General features: G+C 70.9%; 20 protein-coding genes and 1 pseudogene. 11 read left to right on the forward strand and 10 right to left on the reverse strand.

Features of this window, described 5'->3' with window-relative positions; genetic code table 11:
* The first annotated feature begins 57 nt into the window (after positions 1–57).
* Positions 58–501 carry a hypothetical protein gene (locus ACFTXQ_RS06325; RefSeq protein WP_382636402.1) on the forward strand — a complete coding sequence of 148 codons (444 nt, stop codon included), beginning with the start codon at positions 58–60 and terminating at the stop codon, positions 499–501.
* A gap of 13 nt (positions 502–514) precedes the next feature.
* Here the strand turns inward: ACFTXQ_RS06325 and ACFTXQ_RS06330 are convergent, their stop codons facing one another.
* The 3 genes from ACFTXQ_RS06330 to ACFTXQ_RS06340 all read right to left on the reverse strand — a co-directional run bounded on the left by ACFTXQ_RS06330 (position 515) and on the right by ACFTXQ_RS06340 (position 4,986).
* Positions 515–1,174: a DUF6585 family protein gene (locus tag ACFTXQ_RS06330; RefSeq protein ID WP_382636404.1), complete on the reverse strand. Its 660-nt coding sequence runs from the start codon at positions 1,172–1,174 to the stop codon at positions 515–517.
* Positions 1,175–1,286: 112 nt separating this feature from the next.
* Positions 1,287–2,396 carry an alpha/beta hydrolase gene (locus tag ACFTXQ_RS06335; RefSeq protein WP_382636406.1) on the reverse strand — a complete coding sequence of 370 codons (1,110 nt, stop codon included), beginning with the start codon at positions 2,394–2,396 and terminating at the stop codon, positions 1,287–1,289.
* A 154-nt stretch (positions 2,397–2,550) separates the two neighbouring features.
* Positions 2,551–4,986, reverse strand: a complete 2,436-nt coding sequence (locus ACFTXQ_RS06340) for a helix-turn-helix domain-containing protein (protein ID WP_382636407.1) — start codon at positions 4,984–4,986, stop codon at positions 2,551–2,553.
* A gap of 150 nt (positions 4,987–5,136) precedes the next feature.
* Here ACFTXQ_RS06340 and ACFTXQ_RS06345 point away from each other — a divergent pair, with 150 nt between their 5' ends.
* Both ACFTXQ_RS06345 and ACFTXQ_RS06350 read left to right on the forward strand, forming a co-directional pair.
* Complete coding sequence (locus ACFTXQ_RS06345) at positions 5,137–5,364, forward strand: hypothetical protein (RefSeq protein WP_382636408.1); 228 nt, start codon at positions 5,137–5,139, stop codon at positions 5,362–5,364.
* Positions 5,365–5,477: 113 nt separating this feature from the next.
* Positions 5,478–5,840: a hypothetical protein gene (locus ACFTXQ_RS06350; RefSeq protein ID WP_382636410.1), complete on the forward strand. Its 363-nt coding sequence runs from the start codon at positions 5,478–5,480 to the stop codon at positions 5,838–5,840.
* A gap of 13 nt (positions 5,841–5,853) precedes the next feature.
* On the opposite strand, the gene ACFTXQ_RS06355 is transcribed toward ACFTXQ_RS06350, so the two are convergent.
* The 3 genes from ACFTXQ_RS06355 to ACFTXQ_RS06365 all read right to left on the reverse strand — a co-directional run bounded on the left by ACFTXQ_RS06355 (position 5,854) and on the right by ACFTXQ_RS06365 (position 7,364).
* Positions 5,854–6,237, reverse strand: a complete 384-nt coding sequence (locus tag ACFTXQ_RS06355; RefSeq protein WP_382636411.1) for a hypothetical protein — start codon at positions 6,235–6,237, stop codon at positions 5,854–5,856.
* 96 nt (positions 6,238–6,333) lie between these two features.
* Positions 6,334–6,714, reverse strand: a complete 381-nt coding sequence (locus ACFTXQ_RS06360) for a hypothetical protein (RefSeq protein ID WP_382636413.1) — start codon at positions 6,712–6,714, stop codon at positions 6,334–6,336.
* A 47-nt stretch (positions 6,715–6,761) separates the two neighbouring features.
* Positions 6,762–7,364, reverse strand: coding sequence for a hypothetical protein (locus ACFTXQ_RS06365; RefSeq protein WP_382636414.1), 603 nt, complete (start codon positions 7,362–7,364; stop codon positions 6,762–6,764).
* A 355-nt stretch (positions 7,365–7,719) separates the two neighbouring features.
* Between ACFTXQ_RS06365 and ACFTXQ_RS06370 the strand changes: the two genes are divergently transcribed.
* Positions 7,720–8,901 carry a sensor histidine kinase gene (locus ACFTXQ_RS06370; RefSeq protein ID WP_382636416.1) on the forward strand — a complete coding sequence of 394 codons (1,182 nt, stop codon included), beginning with the start codon at positions 7,720–7,722 and terminating at the stop codon, positions 8,899–8,901.
* Here ACFTXQ_RS06370 and ACFTXQ_RS06375 read toward each other — a convergent pair.
* Positions 8,898–9,572, reverse strand: a complete 675-nt coding sequence (locus ACFTXQ_RS06375) for a response regulator (protein ID WP_382636417.1) — start codon at positions 9,570–9,572, stop codon at positions 8,898–8,900. The two genes, ACFTXQ_RS06370 and ACFTXQ_RS06375, sit on opposite strands and share 4 nt — an antisense overlap.
* A 268-nt stretch (positions 9,573–9,840) precedes the next feature.
* On the opposite strand from ACFTXQ_RS06375, the gene ACFTXQ_RS06380 reads away from it, so the two are divergent.
* The 6 genes and pseudogenes from ACFTXQ_RS06380 (at position 9,841) to ACFTXQ_RS06405 (ending at position 14,103) form a co-directional block, all read left to right on the forward strand.
* On the forward strand, positions 9,841–12,042 hold the full coding sequence (locus ACFTXQ_RS06380; protein ID WP_382636419.1) for a catalase: 2,202 nt from the start codon (positions 9,841–9,843) through the stop codon (positions 12,040–12,042).
* Positions 12,043–12,336: 294 nt separating this feature from the next.
* Positions 12,337–12,462, forward strand: a complete 126-nt coding sequence (locus ACFTXQ_RS06385) for a hypothetical protein (protein WP_382636421.1) — start codon at positions 12,337–12,339, stop codon at positions 12,460–12,462.
* Between the two features lie 346 nt (positions 12,463–12,808).
* Positions 12,809–13,192, forward strand: a complete 384-nt coding sequence (locus ACFTXQ_RS06390) for a hypothetical protein (RefSeq protein WP_382636422.1) — start codon at positions 12,809–12,811, stop codon at positions 13,190–13,192.
* A 15-nt stretch (positions 13,193–13,207) separates the two neighbouring features.
* Positions 13,208–13,468: a hypothetical protein gene (locus ACFTXQ_RS06395; RefSeq protein ID WP_382636772.1), complete on the forward strand. Its 261-nt coding sequence runs from the start codon at positions 13,208–13,210 to the stop codon at positions 13,466–13,468.
* Positions 13,408–13,951, forward strand: a pseudogene (locus ACFTXQ_RS06400) (glutamate-cysteine ligase family protein). The gene ACFTXQ_RS06395 and the pseudogene ACFTXQ_RS06400 overlap by 61 nt, the downstream one beginning before the upstream one ends.
* A complete protein-coding gene (locus ACFTXQ_RS06405; RefSeq protein ID WP_382636424.1) occupies positions 13,888–14,103 on the forward strand; it encodes a hypothetical protein in 216 nt (71 codons plus the stop codon). The pseudogene ACFTXQ_RS06400 and the gene ACFTXQ_RS06405 overlap by 64 nt, the downstream one beginning before the upstream one ends.
* A gap of 38 nt (positions 14,104–14,141) precedes the next feature.
* Here the strand turns inward: ACFTXQ_RS06405 and ACFTXQ_RS06410 are convergent, their stop codons facing one another.
* Positions 14,142–15,131, reverse strand: coding sequence for a RimK family alpha-L-glutamate ligase (locus tag ACFTXQ_RS06410; protein WP_382636425.1), 990 nt, complete (start codon positions 15,129–15,131; stop codon positions 14,142–14,144).
* Positions 15,132–15,609: 478 nt separating this feature from the next.
* On the opposite strand from ACFTXQ_RS06410, the gene ACFTXQ_RS06415 reads away from it, so the two are divergent.
* Positions 15,610–17,025 carry an amidase gene (locus ACFTXQ_RS06415; RefSeq protein ID WP_382636426.1) on the forward strand — a complete coding sequence of 472 codons (1,416 nt, stop codon included), beginning with the start codon at positions 15,610–15,612 and terminating at the stop codon, positions 17,023–17,025.
* Positions 17,026–17,065: 40 nt separating this feature from the next.
* On the opposite strand, the gene ACFTXQ_RS06420 is transcribed toward ACFTXQ_RS06415, so the two are convergent.
* Together ACFTXQ_RS06420 and ACFTXQ_RS06425 are read right to left on the reverse strand one after the other, a co-directional pair.
* The gene (locus ACFTXQ_RS06420; RefSeq protein ID WP_382636428.1) at positions 17,066–17,683 is read right to left on the reverse strand and encodes a TetR/AcrR family transcriptional regulator; all 618 of its coding nucleotides are present in this window, start codon (positions 17,681–17,683) and stop codon (positions 17,066–17,068) included.
* A gap of 148 nt (positions 17,684–17,831) precedes the next feature.
* Positions 17,832–19,004 carry an acyl-CoA dehydrogenase family protein gene (locus tag ACFTXQ_RS06425; protein ID WP_382636429.1) on the reverse strand — a complete coding sequence of 391 codons (1,173 nt, stop codon included), beginning with the start codon at positions 19,002–19,004 and terminating at the stop codon, positions 17,832–17,834.
* Positions 19,005–19,033: the final 29 nt, after the last annotated feature.

Genomic DNA, 19,033 nt, shown 5'->3' on the forward strand with positions numbered 1-19,033 from the left:
TCGCCGGGACCGCCGTTCGGTACGCGTGACGCCTTGAGCGGGCGCCGGGCAAGGGCTTTGGCGATCGGCGCACTGCTGGTGCTCACCGCGTGCGGTGGCGGCGGCGACGGGGCGCCCGTCTCCTGGAAGCGCCCCTGCGACATGCTGCCCAAGGCCGAGGTGGAGAAGTCGGTCGGCATTCCGCTCGTCGCGAAGGGCTCCGAAGGACGGTACGGGTTCCAGTGCCTCTACCGGCCGCCGAAGTCCTCCGAGGACTTCTGGACGGTCTCCTTCAGGTCGGACACCGCCGGGACCTTCTGCCCCGAGCCGAAATCGCAGCCCGCACCGGAGATCGACGCCGACGCCTACAAGATCGACGACAACGGTCGGGTGGTGGTCGGGGGTCCGTTCCACGGCCACTGCCTGCGCATCGCGGGCTACGGCAGCCGGATCGACGGATCGCAGGTCACCGTCGCCTCCGCCACCGACCTGCTCCGCACGGCCAGGAGCCGCATGGAGTGACGGCACGGTCCTGTCAGCCCTTGAACCGATGGCACAGCTGGAGGAACAGATCCATGTTGGCGATGCTCTGCATGTCCGCGCTGTCCACGGTCGTGCGCTTCCGGGATCCGTTGAAGATCAGCGTGCCGCTGTAGGAGGAGATCTCGGTGATGTCCGACCAGGGGGCCGAGTGCCTGTGGCCCGACAGGCGGTGCCGGTCGGCCTTGTAGGCGCCGAAGTTCACCGTCTCACCGCGCTGGATGGCGTCGAGGACCTTCGGCAGTTGCGTCCGCGTAACGGCTTGCATGATGTGTTCACCCCAGACGTTCGGCCACAGGAACAGGGCGCCCTGCACCACCGACGTGATGCCCAGCGACTGCTTCTCCTCCTTGAGGAACACCCGCATGCCCGGGCCGATGTTCACCGCGGCGCCCTGCGGGTCCAGCAGGGTGTACCGCGCGTCCCACGGGACGCCGTTGCGCGTGCTCATGTACCGCAGGACCCGCACCGTCTCCCAGTCGTACGCGGCCCGGAACCCGTCGGGTCCCGTCACCACCGCCCCGTTGGCGTGGATGTAGAGCCGCGACGCGTTGTGCTTGCCGAACAGGCGGCTCTGCTTCATCCGGAAGGTCCGCTGCCACTGCCAGACCTCGCTCGGCCGCCAGCGCGGCGGCCTCGCTCGTCGGCTTCTCATAGGTGTCCTTCTCTTCCATGTCTTCCCCGAACCTTGTGGATTGCCGTGATGTCGGAACAACTGCTCTTCAGTGAGCGAGGAGGGCCGTACGGCCCGGCGCCCTGCCGGCCGGTCAGCCCGCCGCGGCGAAAGCGGCTTCGAGGCGCGGGACGTAGTCGGCGAAGGCCGGGGCCCAGCAGCCGTAGTTGTGACCGCCGTTGCACGTCGGGGCCAGCGACGCGCCGTTGCCGTAGTTGACGAGACGGCTCGCGATGCCCTGCTGGTCCAGGCGGGCCTTGACCGTGTTCGAGGCCGCTTCGGTGTGGACGTCGATGAGGTCGTTGTTGCCGGTGTAGAGCGTGATGCCGGTGCCGGACAGTTTGGCGAGGTTGGCCGGCGCGGCCGGATCGACCGCCTTCCACACGCGGTCCGCGCCGAAGAACGGGTACGGGGAGCCGAAGATCGCGTCACTGTCCACGATGGGGCCGTAGCCCGTGCACTCGCCGGATCCGGGTGTACCGGACGTACTGCTCGCGCACCAGGCGCCGGTGACGTTGAGTTCGGTCCCCAGGACGGCCGCGCGGACCTGCCACATGCCGAAGTCGATGCCGCCCGACAGGGCGGCCACGTGTCCGAACAGGTCGGGGCGCGCCTGGGCGTAGTGCAGGGAGCCGAAGCCGCCCATGGACAGCCCGACGACGGCCCGGTGGGCCCGGTCGTTGCGGGTACGCAGGTTGGAGTCGATGAACGGGACGACCTGGGTGAGGTGGAAGGTCTCCCAGTTCGCCTTCCCCTCGACGGTGTTCTGCATCAGCCAGTCGGCGTACCAGCCCTTCAGCCCGCCGTCCGGAACCACGGTGATCATCGATTCCGCATGCAGCGCCGGCGCCGCCGCGACGTCGTTCACGTTGCCGCCGCCGCCGTGCAGGAAGTAGGTGACCGGCCAGCGGCGGCCGGGATCGGTGTCGTACGCGGTGGGGAGGAGGATGCGGATCCTGTGCTTCCCGGACAGCTGCGGGGTGGTGACGGTGATGGTGAAGTCGGTGGGGCCGTGCACCTGCGTGTCTTCGGGGACCACGGTCAGACCGTAGCCGTCCTTGAACGCGGGGACTCCGGCGGAAGCCGCGGGCGCGGAGGCGGTGACCGCCGACGGGGCTGCGGCGTGCGCGGCGCCGGCGCCGGCGCCCGTCAGGGCGGTGAGTGCGAGTGCCGCGCCGAGTGCGTTGAGGCGCAGGGACGTCATGGGGAACCCTTCGTCGAGGAGGCCCGCGGCGCGGTGAGCCGCCGCGAGCCGGACGTCCCGATGCTGCTGCCCCGTACCGCCCCAGGGACAGGCCAAACGACCGGCCATCGGTGACCGGCGCCCGTCAGGCAGCCGGCCGTGGCCGGTTGCTGGGTCACCGGCCGTCGTGCTCCACCGGCGAAGCGGCGCCGTCCGTCGGGGTCGTGAACGTGGCCGGTGCGAAGTCCCGGTGCCGGCTCCGGAACAGGCGCGCGAGGTGGTGCTGCAGCCGGACGTGGCGGAATTGGTACACGGCCCCGGTCTGACGCAGCACCCCCCGGTGGTAGGCGTCGTCCAGGAACGCGGCGGGGTCCCAGGGAAGCCGCCCGGCCAGCGGCAGCCAGACACGTGCCAGGACGACCCACTGCCCCCAGGCGGTGAAGGTGAGCACGTAGGAGGCCGTGCCGCCGAGGCCGCCGACCGTGCCGATGAACAGGCTGTCCTGGACACCCCAGTTGAGCGGCCCCATCACGGTCCGCAGCAGATCGACGACCAGGTACCCGCCGAGGGCGATGGCCAGGGCCGACGCCGGAGCGAGGATCAGGAACTGACGGCAGGCCGTCGTACGGTTCGCCGACAGCAGGCTGACCGGCGTGGCCGCCGCGGTGACGTCCACGGGTGCTTCGAGCGCGGACATGAGCCCGAAGACGATGCCGGCGGCCGAGCCGAAGATCAGCCCGAGGACCACCATGTTGATCAGGGTGCCCTGCACCACGTGCGGGTCGGTGAGCGGGGATCCCGAGACCAGCGCGCGTTCGAGGGTGAGGGCGCAGGCACATCCGACACCCATGACGGTCCCGCCGATCAGGCCCTGCCCGAACCGGAACGAGAAGGTACGCAGGGGCCGTCGGCCGAGACCATCGTGGGCGGCGCGCAGGGTCAGCCGGATACGGGCGGGTTCGAATCCGCCGCCGGATCTGTCCGTCATCGCGTAGAGGGCTCCGAATCCGAGGCCGACGGCGGGCCCCATGAGTCCGCCCTGGAGCAGGATCTCGCTGACCGAGAGCGAAGTGAGGAGCAGGCCGACGAGCCAGTCGGCCACGGCGATGCTCACGGCGGTGGCGAGGGCGAAGGCGATGGTCCGCTCCGGCCGTGACATCGAATCGCCGAGCTGCCACCACGCGAGGTCCTGACGTTCGCGGTCGAGACGAACCAGGTGGTGGGCGAGGTGACCGAGCCAGCCCTCGGCCCGGCCCGGGTCCGCGTACGAGGCCCCGGGCCGCCGGCCGGCCGCGTCCCGTTCCGGGACCCGGCGTCGGTAGACCGCGGGTACGAACCCCGCCAGGAGGTGTTCGTCCAGGCTCTTCACCGAGGGGAACCGGGCGGAGTCGAGGAGCTCGGCGGGATCCCGGCCGGGCGTCTCGCTGTACAGGGTGCGGGCGAGGATCACCATCAGCGGGGTGGTGAGCACGGTGGCGAGGTTTCTGTGCGCCGTGCCCCGGCGCGTGCGCAACTGCGCGAGCACCGGGTCCCATGAAGAGCCGGCCGCTTCGGGGCCGAGGGCATCGCTCCCCTCGGACGGGAGGCTACGGGTGGTCCGGGGAAGGTAGTCGGCCAGGTCCTGGAGGGTGAGGTCGGTGAGCTCGATGCCCCCGGCCCACACCAGGGGCGCGTGCGCGGCCCGGACGGCCTCCGCGTACTCGTCGCGCCGACTCGTGAGGACGAGCGGTAAGGAGGTGGCGTTCAAAGCGTCCAGGGCGTCCCGCCGCAGGCCTTCGGCGATCTCGTCGAACCCGTCCAGGACCGGCAGGATGAGGTCGGTGTCGACGAGTACGGCTGCCAGGGAGGCCCCGCCGGAACTGCGGCGGGCCAGATGCGGGTGGTCGCGCAGCAGCCGCCCGATCAGCCAGTCGCGCAGCGCGGTGGTGGACGGGTCCCAGGAGCCGACGCTGAAGATGACCGGCACGCGGCGGTGCGCGGCCGGGGCGTCGAGGAGGTCCAGGACGAGCCTGATCGTGAGGACGGACTTGCCCGAGCCGGCCCGGCCCAGGATCACCAGTCGTCCGGAGGGGATCCTGAGGTAGACCTCGGCCATGCTCCGCAGGTCGCCGTCGAGATCCACCGCACGCGGGGTCTCACCCGGCCCGAGGCGCTGGATGTTCTCCGCGCGGTCGGTCAGACCGGCCGGCGCCGGCTTCCACCGCACGGGCAGCGGGAACGGGTCGTGGACGCGGCGTTGTGCCTCCTCGTGGCGCCAGCGGCGCCGGACCTCCGTCGCGAGCTCCTGCGCGGCGTCGGCGAGCGCGTCGTTCACGGGCGACCGGGCGGGTGGGGCGGCCGCCCGCACCCCGTGGCCGGGGGCGGGGACCCGGGTGGCAAGTGGGCCGGGCGCGTTGGTGAGCGCGGCCGCCAGACGCAGACGGTGCTCTTCGTCCAGGCCGAGCGCGTCCGCCAATAGATTCACCGTTCCGGTCCGGTGGTTGGCGGATCTGCCGCTCTCCAGCCGGCGGATGGTGCGCACGCTGACCCCGGAGCGTTCGGCCACCTGCTCCTGCGTCAGGTTCGCTCCGTCGCGCAGCTCACGGAGCAGGGTTCCGAGGTCCTCCGTCATCCAGCATCTCCCCTGAGTGATCAGTTCGAACGGCCGTGAGCCTACCTGTGGCCGCCGGTCACCAATGGCCGGGTGTCTGACCTGTGCAGCCGGGGTCACCGGGGTCAGCATCGTCGTCAGCGCCCCACACCGAGGAAGGCAGGGAGCGACGTGGCCAACCGCTACTGGTGCGGAGAGTGCGGCTTCAAGACCCCCTGGCTCGAGGAGTCCGAGGGGCTCAGCAGACAGATCGAGCACTACGCCCGCAAGCACCCCGGCTCTTCCCCGGGCGGCCAGGTCGAGACCCGAAGGCGCCGCCCGGTCGCGGGTCGCGGATGTCTCCTGCTGACGACCGCAGCGCTCGTCCTGCTCGGCATCGTGGCCGCGTGGCGCCATTGAGGCTCGACGACACAGAAGGAGTTCGATCAATGAGCGGTTTCTCCACGGAGCCGAGGCAGCCACGACCGGGGCGGTCGCGTCCACGGCCGGGGTCGGCCACCGGCGCCGGCGTCATGGGCATCGCATTCGGTGTCGTGGTCGTGTGCGGCGCGGTGTACACGCTGCTGCTCCTCACGGACGGCAACGGCTTCGGGCTGTTCGGACTGCCCGTCCTCGCCCTCGGCGGGGGCCTCCTGCGCAACGGCGTCAGGGTGCTCGCCGGGGTGCCCCACTCGGGTGCCCGGCTGGGTCAACTGGCCTTGGTTCCCGCGACCCTGTCCGGGCTGGGGATCGGCGGCATGGCCGCGGGAGCCGACTGGGAGGACAGCGCCTCCCACATCCAGCTGACCGGCTTCGCCATCACGCTCCTCCTCGCCGTGACCCTCATCGTGCTCTGCGAGCGTCGGGCGACGAAGGTGTACCTCGACGAGAACTGAGCGGGACGGCCGGCTACGCGTGGGGCTTGCAGACCTCGGTCACGAGACGGCCGTCGTGGTGCTCGTAGTCGTTGTAGGTGATGCTCTTGCCGTCCTTGTTGAAGGTGAGCGTGCCGCCTTGGGCGTCGTCGGCCTTCTGTCCGCGCTGAAGGACGTGGCTGATGAAGTGTCCGCTGCCCTCGGCGAGGACGGCCTGGTCGTGGTCGATGACGACGAAGCCGTATCCGACCGGACAGTACGGCATGCCGGAGATGTTCCGGTCCAGGACTGTTCCGACCGTGTACTTGGGCGCGGTCGGCGTCGGGGCGGGGGATGCGGCCGCGGTGACCGCCCCGGCAGCGGCCAGGACGGTGGTGAGCAGGGTCGCGGTGGCCAGACGAACGGGGGTCGTACGCATAGCAGGCAACTCCTCGTGTCGGGGTGGACGCGGGCCGGTGCGGGATGCGGATGTCCGCTGTTTTCTCGCACCGGCCCGCGGTGGTCGTCGACCTGGTCAGGAATTCAGCTCGAACTTCGAGCCGGGGTCGTTCTGGTTGATGCACTCGATGTACGGGTTGGGGTGGCCTTCGCGGCTCTCGCATTTCCACGGGTCGCCATTGACCCGGACGATCACGGGCTTTTCACTGCCCGGGTTCTTGCGTGATGCCGTATCGAAGGCCTTGGCGACCTTCAGGGCGGTGGAGCAGAGGCCCTTGTCCTTCGTGTGGACGGCCAGTCCGCCCTCCGATCCGGTGCCGCAGTACGCGTTCGGCCCGGTCGTGGTCGGGCCGGCGGGCGCCGGGCCCTGACCGGCCGCCCCGGCGGGGGTGGTGAGGGCCGCCGTGAGCGCGGCGCCGGCCGCCATGACGGCGAGGGATCTCTTCGTGAAGCCCATTGCGGCCTCCTTCGTACGTGCGTGGTCCGGTTCGGGACCGTGACCGGTCAGCTGTCGGAGGGCTGGGGTGCGGCGGCGCCGGGGGCCTCCGCGGGGGAGACCACGTCGTCCGAGGCCGGGTTGGGTGCGGGGGCCGGGGACACGACGTCATCGGGCGTCGGGTTCGGTGCGGGTACCGGCGGGGCCACGTTGTCGTCCGGGGCCGGGACGGGGCCCGGCGGGGTCACGTCGTCGTCCGGCGTGGGGTTGGGGATCGGCTTGATCGGCTCGCCCGGGCGGAGCTTGCCGCCCTTGCCCTTCTCGGCCCAGACGCTGCCCTTGTACGGGTGGAAGCTGTAATTCACGCCGTGGTGCCGGAACACGGTCGTCTTGGACCCCAGGGTGGCGATCTTCTTGCCGTGGAAGAAGATGGCGGCCTCGTAGCGGTCACCCACCTTGTAGATCCTGGCGATCGAGCCGTCGGCCAGCCGCTGGGTCTTCACCAGCTGACGCTGCTGCGCCGAAACGGTCGCGGCCGGGCCGAGGGCGGCGCCCTCCGGTATGGACGTGTGGGCGGACGCGGCCGTGCCGGCGCCTCCGACGACCGCCAGCGCCCCGAGGGCGACGACGGCGCTGCGAAGCGACCGGCGGGCGGTACATGCAAATCGCATTTCGACATTCCCATCAAGAGCGGAAAGGAACTTGTTTTCCTTCCCTGCGACACCCACAACGCTACGAATTCAAAGGTGGCGTCCGGATCGACCTAAGGGACGGAAAGGCATGTACCCGAAAGTTTCATCACCGTAAGTGTGCGGTCCCGCACCCATTGCTGCGCGGCGGGGGCGAGGGCGGGCGGTCGGCTGAGCCGATCAGGTCGCCGCGCCGCGTCCGCGCGCGCGGTCGTACGCAGCGGGCTCCGTTGCTGGGATATTGCGTCGTCATGGACGCAACGACGAGCAGCGGCCGGGGCCCCGGGCGCGCGCACCGCGATGACCCCGGGCGCCGCCGTACCGCGAGGGCGGGCCGGTGAGGGTGCTGCCCCGCTGGGTTCGGGACCACCACCCGTACTCCACTCGCCTCAAGCTCACCGTGGCCGGGGTCCTGCTGGGCGTGACGGCGCTGGACGCCCTCGTTCTGGAGCACCTGCCGTCGGCGCAGGCCGCGCTCGTCGTGGCGTGCGCGGTCGTCGTCTGCCTGTGCGCCGTACCGGTGGAGCGCATCTCCCTGACCGTACGGGCCGCCGTCGCGGCCGCCGTGTCGTGGGCGGTCACGCTGCTCCTGGTGACCGCTGACCACCCGGTTCCCGTGGTCGGTATCGGTGAGATCATCGGCCTGCTCCTGCTGCTGGCCGGGGTGCTGTGGCGCGGCCCGGCGAAGGCCGCGCTCATCCTGGGACCGGCCCTGGCCGTGGCGTGCGCCGCGGTGCCCGCACGGGACGTGAACCCGCACGAGTGGACGCTCGCCATCACCCTCCTCACGATGGTGGTCGCGGCGTTCTCGCTGCTCCTGCGCGCGCAGTCCGAGCAGCGCAACCGCGACCTCGACGCCCTGCGCGCGGCCGAACGGCGGGCCCTGGCCCGGGAATTGCACGATGTGGTGGCCCATCACGTCACCGGCATCGTCGTGCAGACCAAAGGCGCCCGGTTCGCCCATCTGGACGGTCAGGCCGCCGACGCGGTCCTGGCCTCCATCGGGAAGGAGGCCGAGGAGGCGCTGAGCGCCATGCGCCGCCTGGTGGCGGTCATGCGGCGCGCGGAGCCCGCACGGGGCGCCTCACGGGCGCCGGCGGCCGGAATCCGGGAAGTACGGGACATGGCCGCCGAGTTCGCCGCGACCGGACCGGCCGTCGAGATCTCCATCGAGCCCGGACTGGAAGACCGCCTCCCGGCGGACGTGGCCGCCGGGATCCACCGTCTGACCCGCGAGGCCCTGACCAACATCCGCAAGCATGCCGCCGATGCCACCGGGGTGTGCATCGCGCTCACCACCCTCCCGGGAGGCCTGGAGCTGAAGGTGACCGACGACGGACGCCACGGTGCACCGCTTCCCGAGCCCGCCCGCGGCGGAGGCTTCGGCATCGAGGGCATGCGTGAGCGCGCGGCCGCGATGGGAGGCCGACTCGACGCCGGCCCGCTGCCCGAAGGCGGCTGGCAGGTCCGGGCCCGTCTGCCCCTCGCCCCGGCGAACACCGGGGTGAGCGCGTCCTAGTCGCGGGACAGGCCGCTTTCCCAGGCCCACAGGGCGACCTCGACCCGGTTGCGGGCCTCCAGCTTGCCCTGTACCCGCGCCAGATGGGCCTTGATCGAGGACACCGACAGGTGCAGCTCCTGCGCGATCTCCGCATTGGTGCGCCCCCGGGCCGTCAGGATCACGACCTCCTTCTCCCGCTCGGTGAGCTCCTCGCGGGGCGGACGCGCGCCGGAGACGGGACCCCTGCCGGCGGCCATGTCGGCCAGCAGACGAACGGTGACGCCGGGCGAGATGAGCGAGTCGCCGGCCGCGGCCGCGCGCACGGCCTCGACGAGGAGGGCAGGGCTGGCGTCCTTGAGGAGGAAACCGCTCGCACCGTTGCGCAGGGCGGTCCTCACGTACGCGTCGTCGTCGAAGGTGGTGATGATGACGACCTGGGGCGCCCGGTCCCCATCCTCGCCCGCCCCTGCCTCCTCCCTCAGGAGACGGGTCACCTCCAGGCCGTCGATACCGGGCATCTGGATGTCGGCCAGCAGCACATCCGGACGCAGCCGCCGCACCACCTCCAGAGCCTCGTTCCCGTCGGCGGCCTCGCCGAGAACCTCGATCCCGGGGGAGTTGTCGAGGATCATCCTGAAGCCGGTGCGCACCAGCTGCTGGTCATCCGCAATCACCACGCTGACGGACACACGCCCTCATCTCCCGCTCGCGGCAGCACGCCCGCCGTCGGCCGCACCGGCCCCGATCGAGGCCCTCCTGTTGTACGCCGCATCCCGCGCCCGGTGGCCGCGCCTCTCCGAATGCTCCGGAATCGGGTGTAGATCTCCGTGCGGGTGGGCGGGCCGGCGGCGGGCACACGCCATGGGGAGGCGGGTGAGGGTCACCCGGACTCCGTTTGAGAACGGATGCCTTCCGGTCATGGCTGAAGGGTCCGGTACACCGTTGATTTTGGGAGAAATGATGACCACGAAGCACACCCCCGCGGCACCGCAGCCGGACGAGGGCGGTCTGCCGGGCAAGCCGGGACCGGTCTCCCCACCCGTGGCGGAGCCGACGCGGCCCGCGGAGCCGCTTCCGCCGAAGCCGGACCAGGAAGGACCCGAGACGGTGGGCCCCACCGGCCAGGCCACCGGAGCGGAGCAGGCGCGCAGGGCGCAGAGCGGTGCCTACCTCACCACCGCCCAAGGGGCGAGGCTGTACGACACCGACCACTCCCTGAAGGCCGGAGCGCGGGGGCCGGTGCTGCTCCAGGACCACCACCTGCGCGAGAAGATCACCCACTTCGACCACGAGCGGATCCCGGAGCGCGTGGTGCACGCGCGCGGAGCCGCGGCGCACGGCGTCTTCCAGGGCTACGGCACGGCCGGTGAAGTGACCCGGGCCGCCTTCCTGGCGAAGGACGTGCAGACCCCGGTGTTCGTACGGTTCTCCACCGTGCTCGGCTCGCGGGGTTCGGCCGACACGGTGCGGGACACCCGGGGCTTCGCGACGAAGTTCTACACGGACGAGGGCACGTTCGACCTGGTCGGGAACAACATCCCGGTGTTCTTCATCCAGGACGCGGTCAAGTTTCCCGACATCATCCACGCCGGCAAGCCGCATCCGGACAGGGAGATCCCGCAGGCGCAGAGCGCGCACGACACGTTCTGGGACTTCGTGTCCCTGCACACCGAAGCCACCCACCACACCCTCTGGAACATGTCCGACCGCGGCATCCCGCGGTCCTTCCGCATGATGGAGGGCTTCGGGGTCCACACCTTCCGCCTCGTCAACACGGCCGGTGACACCGCGTTGGTGAAGTTCCACTGGAAGCCGAAGCTCGGCGTGCACTCCCTGGTCTGGGAAGAGGCCCAACTGATCAACGGGATGGACCCCGACTTCCACCGCCGCGACCTCTTCGACGCCATCGAGTCCGGGGCCTTCCCGCAGTGGGAGCTCGGCATCCAGGTCTTCCCCGACACCCCCGACCAGACCTTCGAGGGGATCGACCTCCTCGACCCCACCAAGATCGTGCCCGAGGAGCTCTCACCCGTGCAGCCCATCGGGCTGATGACCCTGAACGCCAACACCAAGAACTTCTTCGCCGAGACCGAGCAGGTCGCCTTCCACCCCGGCCACCTCGTCCCCGGCATCGACGTGACCGACGATCCGCTGCTCGCCGGCCGGCTCTTCTCCTACCTCGACACCCAGATCAGTCGTCTCGGCGGCCCGAACTTCGGCCAGATCCCGATCAACCGGCCGCACGCCCCCGTCAACGACATGCTCCGCGACGACATGCACCAGACCGCCGTTCACACGGGCGTGGCCCCCTACCGGCCCAACAGCCTCGACGGCGGCTGCCCCTTCCTGGCCGGAGCCGACACCGCCGCTTTCATCGAGGCACCTGTCAAGATCCCCGAAGCGAGCAAGGTCCGTGAGGCACCGGCCTCGTTCTCGGACCACTTCACCCAACCCCGGCTGTTCTGGCTCAGCATGGCACCGCCGGAGCGCGAACACATCATCGCCGCCTACACCTTCGAACTGAACAAGTGCTACGAGCAGGCGGTCAAGGAACGCACCCTGAAGGTCCTGGCGAACATCGACCCCGAGCTGTGCGCGAAGGTTGCGGAAGGCCTCGGCCTGCCCGCCCCGGCCGCCACCGTGCCCCTCGTCGGGATCGACCCCAGCCCCGCCCTTTCGCAGCTCGGCGGCACCTGGCCGGTCGACGGTCGCACGGTCGGCATCGTCGCCGACGGCGCGGGCGACCTCGAAGGCGTACGGAACGCCCGGCAGGCCGTCCTGGACGCGGGCATGGTGCCACTCGTCATCGCCCCGACGGGCGGGCACCTCGACCCCGACGGTGACCCCATCGCCGTCCAGCGCACGTTCGCCACCGCCCGATCGGTCGAATTCGACGCCCTCCTGTTCGCGGGCACACCCGAGCCGGGCTCACCCGCGCTGCGAGGAGCCGATCCGCGCGTGGTGCTCCTGCTCACCGAGGCCTACCGCCACGGGAAGGCCATCGGCGGCTGGAACGGCGCGGAACGGCTCCTCGAGAGCGTGGGCATCGACACGGACGGCCCGGGAATCACCCTGGGCGAGGGCGGCGCAGCGGTCGCCGAGGGCATCGCTGCCGCCTTGGCCGGGCACAGAGCCTGGGACAGGCTCCCGCCCGCATGAACCTCCGGCGCCGAGTCCTCGACCGGATGTTCGGCCTGCTGGACGACGTCCAACAGCACGACGGAGACCCGGACCCAGGGGCGCGGCACGCAGTGAAGACGCGGCGACGGTGACGATGGCAGACCGGGCGGAGCGGGTGGGCATCGCGTCCGTCTCCTCTGACGAGGACCGGGCCGGTGACGTCCGGAGGTCCGCCCGGTGGCTGGTGGACGCACTGCGCCGCACCGGCTTCCCGCGTACGGAAATCCGGGACACGGACGGCCTCATGCGCAGGACCCGCACGCGGACGTGGTCATGGTCTCCGACTCCATGCCGTGGTCCCTGGACGAACCGGTGGTCTGCGGCGTGGTCGGCGGATCGGTCACCGCCTTCCTCACCGTCCGCGGTGCCGGTCCGGCGCCGCGCCGAATGCCGCCGTAGAGGTGCGCAGGGTGCTGAACCTGCTGAGCGACGAGGCTGACCGGGGTTCTCGGTACCGGAGCGCCTGTGGACCAGGCGGGTCGCCGGCCAGCTGCGCGCCTGGCCGGAGGAGCGGCGTCGGCCTGGCTACACCTACGACCTGGACGTGCGCCCTGCCCTCGCGGCACTCGGCAAGGGCGGGGCCGCCCCCGCCGCGCAGCTCGCCCGGGCTTGCGACGCGCCCGTGCTCTTCTTCGGGGCGGGCCTGCCGGGAGACCGCTGGTCCGAGGGCGCGAAGGAGTGCCGGGCGGGGCTCCGGGTAGGCGCCCTGCGGCACCTTCGAACCTGGAGGAACAGGAGAAGGATCATGAGTCGAAAGTCGGACCAGGACAAGTCGCAGCACAAGGCGAGCCGCCACGGGGGAGCCGAACACGGCTGGTCACCGGACGTCGATGAGACGCGCCAGCAGGACAACCCCAGTGCTCACCGCTCCTTCCACCCCGACCGGTACGCCGCCCCTGCCGCGGGCCCCGGCAGGACGGTGTCGTCGCAGGAATCGGGAAACCCCCACGGCCGGCCCGTCAAGAGCGACAGCCGCAGTGGCGAGGAACTGGCCGCGAAGGGTGAGGACGGCAGGCACGACAGAGGCCGGAAAGGCAAGTCACAGCGCCCCAGCGGCGGCAAGGACGCCTCCGCCTTCACCGGGATCCGGCCCCAGGACCACGGATCCGAGGGGCCCGCAGGCAGGTAGCACTCGCGCACCGGCATGGCCGAGGGCGGACAGGGAAGGCGCCGGGCATCTGGGGCGGTTCTCGCCGCCGCCGACCGCCAGGCCTGGCAGCGCCCCGGCACCGGCGGCCGGGGGAAGCACGAATTCGAGAAGGAACTGCTGAAGGAGCAGCTGGAATTCGCGACCAAACCGGTCACGGACATGGCCGAGCTCCAGGAGGAGATCGTCCGCTCCCCGTGCAGCCGTCGCTCAGTGCCGGCTTGCGATACCGGTGGCTCGGCGAGCGGTTCGGACTGACGGCGCAGGAACAGCTGACCTGCGGTTGCCACGTCCACGTATCGGTCGCCTCGGACGAGGAGGGCGTCGCCGTCCTGGACCGCATCCGGCCCGGTGGAGATCTTCGGCTCCGCCGACCGCTACCACGAGCAGGTCAGGACGATGATCGGCACCGGGGTGCTGCGCGACGAAGGCATGATCTACTTCGACGCCCGCGTGTCGGCCACCTATCCCACCGTCGAGGTCCGGGTCGCGGACGTCTGCCTGGACGCCTCCACGCCCGTCCTGCTCGCCGCCCTCGTCCGCGGCCTGGTCGAGACGGCGTCCCGCGCCTGGCGGGACGGGCACCCGCCGGCGAGGGTCGGTACGAGTCTGCTGCGCCTGGCCTCCTGGCAGGCAGGCCGCTCAGGCCTGGACGGCCCCTGCTGCACCCCGAAACCATGCGGGAGACGTGCGCCGAGCACGCCGTCGAGGCCCTGTACGAGCACGTGCGTGAGGCGCTGAAGGATCACGACGACGACGAGCGCGTCCGCGAAGCCCCGGCGCACCTGCAGGAAAGGGGGAACGGCGCCCGCACGCAGCGCCGCCTGCACGCCGACGGGCGGGCTCTCGCGTCGGTCGTCACCCGGTGCGCGGAGATGACGATCAACCGCTGATGGTTGGGCAACCAGGCGTAGCCGTGGCCGTACTCGGCCTACGAGGGCCTGCCCACGTACGGTGCAGACGGCGCAACCCGGTGCGCGGCCGAGAGGGTTTCCCGCTCGAAGTAGGTCACGCAGGGTGTGACCAGATCCAGGCCGCTCAGCGCCTGCATGAAGAGGAACTGCCCTTGAGGGTTGATCTCGAGCCAGACGGGAACCCCGCTGCCGTCCGGCTTCATGTCGATCACGCCCATCCTCAGCCGAAGGCGCCTGAGGACGTCCAGCAGGCCGGCGCGGGTGGTGTCATCGACGCGCGCTACCCGGAAGTTTCCGGGGAGCCTTCCCCGCCAGTCCAGGTCCTCGCTGTGGATGGAGACCGCGTGGATCTCGTCCCCCAGGACCAGTGCGCGCAGATGCTCCTGACCCGGGATGCATTCCTGGTAGATGGCCGGGGACAGGCGCATCGACGCCTCTTCCCGGAGGTGTGCGGCCGTCACCTTGCTCGTGAACACCGGCGCGGAAGAACAACCCCGCACGCTCTTCACGATCACGTCGCCCCCGACCGACCGGCAGAACCGTCTGATGTCGTCCGGGTCCTGGCTGACGAGGGTGCGCGGCACGGGCAGTCCGGCCGCCTGGGCCGCCCGTAGTTGAACGAGCTTGTTCTCGGCCATGGCGGTGGCGTGGGGATCGCTCACCCATGTGCCGTGAAAATCGTTCCAGAGCGCACCGGCCAACGCGGTGCGGCAGTCGTTGTTGATGACTTCCACGTCGGCGCGGTCCGTGATGTCCGGCGGGATCTTCTGAAGGTTGCTGCCGCGCCGCCACCAGATGACATCGAGGTCCCCGACATCGATGGATCCGCCGCCCTTGACGGCCAGCCGGCTCGCGGTGTCCGACCAGCTCAATCCGCCGTCTCCGCAGAGGCTGTCGGTTTCGATGACGTCGCAGGCGACCCTTCCGCGGGAGTTGAGCGCTCGCTGGATGAGCAGCGCATGGAGGTCTGCAGAGTCCGTGAGTATCGCCAGGTGGCCGTTCTTCACCGTGCACCTCCGGGGCCGGCCGGCTCCGCCCACCCGACTCAAGGGCCTGCCTACATGAGGGTGTAGTCCACTTTGGAGTCATCGGGTTCAGAAGGGGTTCCGCACACGGAGAAGGCGCAGGAGCCGCCGGATCCCTCCGGGAAATCCTCCTTCAGTTCCGCGAAGCGAATGACTGCCGCTTCCCACTCCCTGAGTTCGGGGGGTACCGGAGTGCTTATGCCACCTTGCGGGGTGCCGAGGAACACGATCGGTCGTGGCTTTCCGGATTCCGAGGCCATGGTTCGCATCCATTTCTCGCGATCAAACGCCTGCCCCTGGTCTTTCCATGAGATCACCAGGCGTTGGGCGTGTCAAAGCGATCCCCGATGCCGCTGCTACGCCGTATCGCCGGCGCGCGGACCGCTGACCCCTGGCGAGTTACTTACCGGTAAGGAATGATGGCCGCAGACCATCCACACGGCCGGGGGCTGAGGTAACGGTGTCGACGTTCGAGAAAGCAAGCACGGTGCACGCCTTCCGGGATGACGCCCTCGGGGAGCACGACGCCGTCGGTCTCGCCGAGGCGATACGGCGCGGCGAGGTCAGCGCCGCCGAAGCGGCCCGGGACGCGGCGGAGCGCGTCCGGACGGTGGAGGAGCGGCTCCACGCGATCCAGGTGCACATCGACGTCCCGGAGTACGAAGCCGGGGCGGGCGGCGCCTTCGCCGGGGTGCCGACGTTCCTCAAGGACAACACCGACTACACGGGACTGCCCACCGGCCACGGCAGCGCCGCCTTCAACCCGCGGCCCGCGCGGCGGCACGCGCCGTTCACCCGGCAGTTCCTCAGCAGCGGGGTCACGGTGCTGGGCAAGACCCGGCTGCCCGAGTTCGGCTTCAGCCCGACCACGGAGTACGAGGGCGCCGAGCCGGTCCGCAACCCGTGGAACACGGGCCACTCGGCGGGTGGTTCGTCGGGCGGCAGCGCGGCGCTCGTCGCCTCGGGCGCGGTACCGATCGCACACGCCAACGACGGCGGCGGCTCCATCCGGATCCCCGCCGCATGCTGCGGGCTCGTCGGGCTCAAGCCGACCCGCGGCCGGGTCGTCGCGAACGCCCAGAGCCGGCAACTGCCGCTCGACCTCGTCTCCGACGGCATCGTGAGCCGTTCGGTGCGGGACACCGCCGCCTTCCTCGCCTCCGCCGAGACGTACTGGCGCAACCCGAAACTGCCGCCGCTGGGCCTGGTCGAAGGGCCCTCGGAGCGTCGGCTGCGCATCGGGTTCCTGCTGGACTCGCCGAACGGCGTGTCCTGCGACACGGTCACGCGCGAGGCCGTGATGGGCACCGTGGCCACGCTCGAACGGCTGGGCCACACGGTGGAGCCGGTGGAGCTGGCCATCGACCCCCGCTTCACGCAGGACTTCCTCACCTACTGGGGGATGTTGTCGTTCCTCCTCGGCATCACGGGCCGGACCCTCGGCGCGGACTTCGACCGGAGCGGCATGGACGCCCTCAGCCGGGGGCTGCGCGAGACGTATCTCGAGAACTGGCGGCGCACGCCGGGTGTGCTGCGCAGGCTGGGGCGCACGAGGGAGGCGTACGCGGCGGGGTTCCGCGGCCTCGACCTCGTCCTTTCCCCCGTGCTGGCCCACACCACACCGCCGATCGGCCACCTCAGCCCGGCCGTTCCCTACCCGACACTGATCGAACGGATCCTCGCGTACGTCGCGTTCACGCCGCTGAACAACGTCGTCGGGACCCCGTCGATCTCGGTACCCGCCCCGAGCGCCACCGAGCACGGCCTGCCCGTCGGCGTCATGTTCTCCGGCCGCCCCGGCAGTGAACGCAGGCTCCTGGAACTCGCCTTCGAGCTGGAAGCGGACCGCCCTTTCCGCCGCATCCAGGACGCGTGACATCCCGGGCGCACGGCACCCGCGCTGCGGGCGGCGCCGGTCAGAGTTCCGGGAAGGTCTCGTCGATGCCGAGCGTCGGGGCGAGCGTCCGCCAGATCGCCGAACGGGCCGCGGGGAGGTCCACCCGGGGGTCGTCGAGCATCAGGCGGATGCCGAAACCGTCGCACAGGGCCAGTACCAGGGTGCTGAGCGCCGCCACGTCACAGTCGGCGAACTCCCCGCTCTCGATGCCCCGTTCCAGCGCCTCGCCGACCCATGCGTGCAACTGGTCGTAGAGGTCGACCGCCAGATGGCGGGCCGCCGGGTCGCGCTGGGCGCGTACCCACAGCTCCTGCCAGAGCTTCCAGTCCTGGCGCAGTTCCGCGTCCGTGGGGAGCATGCTGCGCAGGATGCGGGCCAGGGCGACGGAGGCCGTGACCGTGTCCGCGCCGCCCTCGGTGTCGATGTCCGTGCCGGTCTGGGCGAAGGAGTGCGTCATCGCCTCGGCGAAGAGCTTCTCCCGCGTGTCGAAGTGGTAGTGGAGCAGGGCCTTGGACACGCCGGCGTGTTCGGCGACCTTGCGCATGCTGACGTTCTCGAATCCGATGTCCGCGATGACTTCGCACGCGGCCGTGAGGATCCGCTCGCGTGTCTCGAGTGCGCGCTCGGCCTTGCTCACGTTGGCTGCTCCCCGTGTCGACGCCCGTGGACCGGCCGGCCCGACTGCCGTGGCCACCACGCCCCCATCCTCGCTCATCGCGTCCCCTCTGGTGGTCGAAGGCCGTGGGGGCGGCGCGGTTCGTGCCGCCCCCAGCCCGGGGTCGGGGTCAGCGCGCCGATGGCATCCGCAGGACGCCCGTGCCGCGCTTGACCAGTTCACCCGCGACGATCAGACGCTGGATCTCGGACGTCCCTTCCCAGATCCGGTCGACGCGCAGCTCGCGGTAGAGGCGCTCGACCGGGTACGTGCGGTCGTAGCCGCGGCCGCCGAAGATCTGGAGGCAGCGGTCCACGACCCGCCCCGATGCCTCGCTCGCCGCCAGCTTGGCGATGGCAGCCTTCGCGTGGAGCGTCTTGCGGTCGGCCCCGTCCTGGTCGGCCTCCCAGGCGACCTGGTGGGTGTAGGCGCGGTTGACGGCGATGTCGACGGCGCAGTCGGCGAGCATGGCCTGGATCAGCTGGAAGTCGGCGAGGGGCGAGCCGAACTGGCGGCGCTCGACCGCCCAGTCCCGGGCCAGCTCCAGGGCCCGCTCCGCCGCCCCGATCGTCCGGGCCGCGATCATCAGCCGCTCCTCCGTGAACCAGGAGCGGGTGATGTCGTAGCCCTGGCCCACCCCGCCGAGCACCGCCTCGTCGGGCACGAACACCTCCGTGAAGGTGAACTCGGGGTGCTCGTAGACGAAGGTGTGCATCCAGCGCGGCACGCGCGTCATCTCGACGCCCGTCGTGTCCTTGTCGACGAGGAAGAGGGTCGGCGCGCGGTCCTCCCCGGCGGCGGCCAGCACGATCATGAAGTCCGCGTGGTCGCCGACGGTGACGAACCACTTCTCGCCGTTCAGCACCCAGCCGCCGCCGGTACGGGTCGCCGTCGTCTTCAGGTTCTGCGGGTCCGAGCCCGCCTCGGGCTCGCTCACCGCGTAGCAGTCCCTGCGCAGCCCCCGGATCACGGGGACGAGGTAGCGCTCGCGCTGCTCAGGCGTGCAGTGGGAAAGGGCGTTGGCCGGCCGCCACACCATGTCCCACAGGGCCCCGGTGAGCCGCCCGAGTTCCGCCTGGACGGTGACCTGTTCCAGGACGGTGAGGCCGGCGCCGCCCCACTCCCGCGGCATGTTCACCGCCTGCAGCCCGCTGTCGAGGACGGCGTCGCGGATCTCGGCGTGGGCGTGCGGCGGCAGGCCGTTGTTCTCCTCGCAGTCGAGCTCGTACTTCGTGATGAAGTCGGTCAGCGCGCGGGCCGCGCTGCGGAGTTCTTCCTGACGGGCGGTGAGGCGGAAGTCCATGTCTTTCCTTCGACGTCGTGGTGTGGGGG

The sequence above is a fragment of the Streptomyces sp. NPDC057010 genome (genome assembly GCF_042673805.1).
Taxonomy (GTDB): Bacteria; Actinomycetota; Actinomycetes; order Streptomycetales; family Streptomycetaceae; genus Streptomyces.

Excerpts from the sequence above, each read along its gene's own strand:
- ACFTXQ_RS06380 (WP_382636419.1), top strand. The coding sequence starts at position 9,841 with ATGATGACCACGAAGCACACCCCCGCGGCACCGCAGCCGGACGAGGGC.
- ACFTXQ_RS06355 (WP_382636411.1), bottom strand. The coding sequence starts at position 6,237 with ATGCGTACGACCCCCGTTCGTCTGGCCACCGCGACCCTGCTCACCACC.
- ACFTXQ_RS06350 (WP_382636410.1), top strand. The coding sequence starts at position 5,478 with ATGGGCATCGCATTCGGTGTCGTGGTCGTGTGCGGCGCGGTGTACACG.
- ACFTXQ_RS06335 (WP_382636406.1), bottom strand. The coding sequence starts at position 2,396 with ATGACGTCCCTGCGCCTCAACGCACTCGGCGCGGCACTCGCACTCACC.
- ACFTXQ_RS06405 (WP_382636424.1), top strand. The coding sequence starts at position 13,888 with ATGCGGGAGACGTGCGCCGAGCACGCCGTCGAGGCCCTGTACGAGCAC.
- ACFTXQ_RS06395 (WP_382636772.1), top strand. The coding sequence starts at position 13,208 with ATGGCCGAGGGCGGACAGGGAAGGCGCCGGGCATCTGGGGCGGTTCTC.
- ACFTXQ_RS06385 (WP_382636421.1), top strand. The coding sequence starts at position 12,337 with ATGGTCTCCGACTCCATGCCGTGGTCCCTGGACGAACCGGTGGTCTGC.
- ACFTXQ_RS06365 (WP_382636414.1), bottom strand. The coding sequence starts at position 7,364 with ATGCGATTTGCATGTACCGCCCGCCGGTCGCTTCGCAGCGCCGTCGTC.
- ACFTXQ_RS06425 (WP_382636429.1), bottom strand. The coding sequence starts at position 19,004 with ATGGACTTCCGCCTCACCGCCCGTCAGGAAGAACTCCGCAGCGCGGCC.
- ACFTXQ_RS06340 (WP_382636407.1), bottom strand. The coding sequence starts at position 4,986 with ATGACGGAGGACCTCGGAACCCTGCTCCGTGAGCTGCGCGACGGAGCG.
- ACFTXQ_RS06360 (WP_382636413.1), bottom strand. The coding sequence starts at position 6,714 with ATGGGCTTCACGAAGAGATCCCTCGCCGTCATGGCGGCCGGCGCCGCG.
- ACFTXQ_RS06330 (WP_382636404.1), bottom strand. The coding sequence starts at position 1,174 with ATGAGAAGCCGACGAGCGAGGCCGCCGCGCTGGCGGCCGAGCGAGGTC.
- ACFTXQ_RS06390 (WP_382636422.1), top strand. The coding sequence starts at position 12,809 with ATGAGTCGAAAGTCGGACCAGGACAAGTCGCAGCACAAGGCGAGCCGC.